The following is a 3,966-nucleotide window of genomic DNA, read 5'->3' as shown; positions in this document are numbered from 1 at the left end:
GTTTCTCCTTGAATAAAGTTCTTCAAATTATCTTGCAACGGGAGACCAGTCGGAAGTGGGCTCACTTTCGTGATCAGACACCAGTCTGTATCTGCATCGTTACAATGCAGCTTTTGCTTTTTCCAACCTCCTATACCAGCATCACTATCGGCCATGTTGGCTTTCCCAAAGGGAGTGATACAGGCTTACCGTGTTCCGTATGTCGCGCAATGTCAGGTTAGATGCCCACTATAGTGCGAAGAGTTCAATGATCACGAAAGAGCATGGGGCAATCTCTTTCCGACTCTCATGCCTTTTTTGGCTACAGCGTATTAACCACTTTCGCTGTTTCATCACATAACGCACCTTACGTGGATTCACTTACGTTCATCATACTGACGACCTAGCACTTACCCAATTTATGGTTATCAGGAGGATCGTTCTCTCACGATTTAGATCCCGATTAGTCCATGACCAATCTTCGTTACATTGTCAGGCTCGCTACTTTATTCAGAGCCCTAGGTTCATCTGGTGATACAGATGGTTCACTCGTTAAGCGGTGAACAGCGCTTCATACGACTTCACGTCGCACGCCCCAAAATGAGTTACGCCTCCAGCGTGACTACGTCGAGTTGTTCTTCTCTTGCTATGTCTTATTCTATGCGTATGTTCCGGTCTAATTGTCTAACTCAGTATGCCATTACCTTGTGAAGAAACTTCCCATAGCATACTTAAAGATATCATTCCTAAACATTGATGTACTCAGTGTTACTGAGTTAATGTCGAGGCCGACTCAAGCTATAAAAAATGCCCACAAACGAATCGCTGTGAGCATCATTTATAGCCGACTAAACTAGCCGTGTTACTTCCAAGTTTTTACATAAACCCGCATTAGGTTCCCACCAAATAACTTAGCGATATCGTCATTTGAATAACCTATTTTCCATAGATGATCAACAACACCTGCGATATGTTTTGATAGCTCAGCGCAGCCTGTAGACCCTTTATTAAAAGCATCAACCATGTAGCCGTTATCTGCATATTTATCTGGATTAGCAATGGTAAAAGGTACTACTTTAGCTGTGGTCATCATGTCATCAGTTGCAATACCGACATGATCAACACCAACGACTTTTACTGCACCATCAATCATTTCTGCAAATTGCTGTGGTGAAATATCTTCAGGCCAAACTCCATCTAGCATCCATTCTGTGGCAGTAACTGCTATCACGCCGCCCATATCAGCAACGGTTTTAGCTTGTTCATCTGACAGTAACCGATAACATGCTGCAAGTCGGTAATCTGGATGGCTTTTATCAAGATTATTCTTCGACATGCGCTGCTGAGTTTCTTTAATGGTTTCATGGGGCTCACAATCATAGGTCGAAGCAATTGGCGAATGTGAATAGATGGCAGGGACACCGCTATGGTGTTTTTTCATGTAATCAGTAATGCCTTTGGTTGTGTGATGGGAAGTGTGGGACAAATCGACCGTAATGCCATGTTTAACCATTTCATCAATCACTTGCTCACCGAACTTAGTCAAGCCACTGGTATCTCCATTAATCATTGAGATCACCCCTGAACCTGTTAGCTCAGTTTCATTGTATGTAAGCTGCATGGTTCTAACACCATACTCAGCCATTACAGCGACATTTTTTACATCACCATCAAGTGGCATCGTCGTTTGACTTGCCCACATAACAGCATACTCACCGTTATCATGTGCAAGCTTAAAGTCTTCCACATTTTTTACATAACGAATTGGGGTTTTAGACGCAGCCGAAGCTTTACTCCACTTAGCATGCTCAGCTTTAAAAGCTTCCATATTGGGTGTATGCGGTGCACCAATGGTAACAGAGGCACCTGTAATTCCACGCTCATGCGCTAAGTCGATATAGTGGGCAACTTCTGAGTCTTCAGTGAATCCTGTGCCACTTGGTGAGGCATAGAAGTCCAATACGATGTGGTCTTTAACATACTGTTTTGCCTCATCAGAGGCATACTCATACCAGTCCTTAGTTTCAACGGATGCAGTGGCCGTCATTGACAGTGACGCTATGACTGTTGCAAGCAATAGTTTACGCATAAAAAATCCTTTATAAAATGAAAACTAAATCGCAGTTTTAGCTGTATTTATTACCAATAGACTCAACAATATACATTCTTATAATGCAAAGATACAATGGTTGTTATTATGTGTTGCTGGTGGTGTTAAGCTGTCATAACAACCTTTAAAAACCACTAGATACCAATTGTTGTCGCTCCAAAATATTAATATCAGCGAAGGGAAGCCAAGTTAATGAAGCAAATTTACCAAACATCGAATTCGTTACTTCTCTGTTTAGGCGTAATCTCTTTATTCGTCAGCTCTCACGCTGTTGCTGCAAATTTTGAAAGCCCTGACTCAGTTGAAAATACCATTGCTAATCAAAAAGAGGAGCAGCTAGATTGGCGAGAATCTCTGGCTGCTGATGGTTTTAAATTTGGTGCAGATTATTTTTCTTTAGCTTTGCAATCACCAAATAGTACCAACAACGATTCAGTCAATGCGGCTTCAGGCGTTGCAAGGGTTTATGGTACGTGGACTCTTTGGGGAAAAGAAACCGACAATGCAGGTAGCCTTGTCTGGAAGGTGGAGCAACGGCATTCATATACAGATACCCCGCCAAAGGAATTTGCCTGGCTTGGTGAAAGTCAAATTGGTTATGTGGGAATGATTGCGCCTGCTTTTAGCGATCAAGGCTTTCGCGTCACCGACTTAAACTGGAAGCAAAAAATTAATGCTGGAAAAGGGACTATTATTGTCGGTTGGCAAGATGTCACTAACTATGTGGACGTGTATGCATTAGCCAGTCCTTGGTCTGGTTTTACTAACCTCGCTTTCTCTACAGGTGCCGGAACAATGGGGCTGCCTGATGATGGTATTTTAGCTTTATCTGCAGGGCACATGTTGGGAGATAATTTCTATTTAGTTGCTGGTGTTGCTGATGCTAAAGGCAAGTCAGATGATATTTTTGAAGGCTTTGAAACGCTGTTCAATGATACGACGCTATTTACCACCCTTGAATTAGGCTGGACTGCATCACAAGAGCAAATTTTTACCGACAACATTCACGTTACGTTATGGCACATGGATGCAGGTTCAAGACACAGTCTGTCATCCACCGTTCTTGAAGATGGGAGCGTTATCGGCGGTGAGTCAGGCCAAGGCATTAATTTTTCTTGGAGCCAATTTGTCACACCACAAGTCATGACATTTGTACGTGGTGGAATATCAAAGGGTGATGTTGCGCTTTACGATAAATCTCTATCGATAGGTTTTGGCTATTTTGGTTTAGGGCAAACCAATAACAATTTAGGCTTTGCCATTAACTGGGCTGAATCTAACAGCGAAACCTTACAAAGTTTGCTTAGCGCCGGAGAACATCAATTTGCAACAGAGCTTTATTACAACATGCGTTTTGGTGATCTCTTTGAATTCACGCCGGATATTCAATACATAAAAGATCCTGCATTTTCCAATAAAAATAATGCTTGGGTATTTGGTATTAGAGCAAGACTTTATATTTGATACTTATAAGATACCTAAAACAGGCTAATATTCCTGTGGAAGTTATTTGAAGGTTTTATCACCATAGTTTTTTAATCCGATGTTCTAAATTTAGCTCTTCACACTAACTTGCTTCTGTCCGTGCGACCTGAGGTCGTATGAAGCGCTGTTTACCGCGATAAGAGTGAACCATCTGTATCACCGGATGACCCTAAGACTCTGAATAAAGCAGCGAGTCTGATAATGTAACAAAGTTCGGTTTTATAGCTGAGTGGGAACTGAATCGTGAGAGGACGTTCTTCCTGATAACCACAATCGGGTAAGTGCTAGGGTGTCAGTATGATGAACGTAAGTGAATCCATGTAAGGTGCGTTATACGAGAAGCAGCGGAAGTGGTTTGTACGCTGTGGCCAAAATGGCAATGAGAGTTGGAA

2 protein-coding genes are annotated in these 3,966 nt (G+C 42.2%); one reads left to right on the top strand and one right to left on the bottom strand.

Annotated elements, in window-relative coordinates; translation table 11 throughout:
- Positions 1-841: 841 nt before the first annotated feature.
- Positions 842-2,068: a dipeptidase gene (locus BM739_RS19660; RefSeq protein WP_076543303.1), complete on the bottom strand. Its 1,227-nt coding sequence runs from the start codon at positions 2,066-2,068 to the stop codon at positions 842-844.
- Positions 2,069-2,281: 213 nt separating this feature from the next.
- On the opposite strand from BM739_RS19660, the gene BM739_RS19655 reads away from it, so the two are divergent.
- Entirely contained in the window at positions 2,282-3,553 is a 1,272-nt protein-coding gene (locus BM739_RS19655; RefSeq protein WP_083698241.1) for a carbohydrate porin, read from the top strand.
- Positions 3,554-3,966: the final 413 nt, after the last annotated feature.

The sequence above is a fragment of the Shewanella sp. UCD-KL21 genome, assembly GCF_001957135.1.
Classification (GTDB): domain Bacteria; phylum Pseudomonadota; class Gammaproteobacteria; order Enterobacterales; family Shewanellaceae; genus Shewanella.
This window is presented reverse-complemented; position numbering and strand designations above follow the sequence as displayed.

Bases quoted from the DNA above. Each gene is read 5' to 3' on its own strand.
- BM739_RS19660 (WP_076543303.1), bottom strand. From the start codon at position 2,068: ATGCGTAAACTATTGCTTGCAACAGTCATAGCGTCACTGTCAATGACG.
- BM739_RS19655 (WP_083698241.1), top strand. From the start codon at position 2,282: ATGAAGCAAATTTACCAAACATCGAATTCGTTACTTCTCTGTTTAGGC.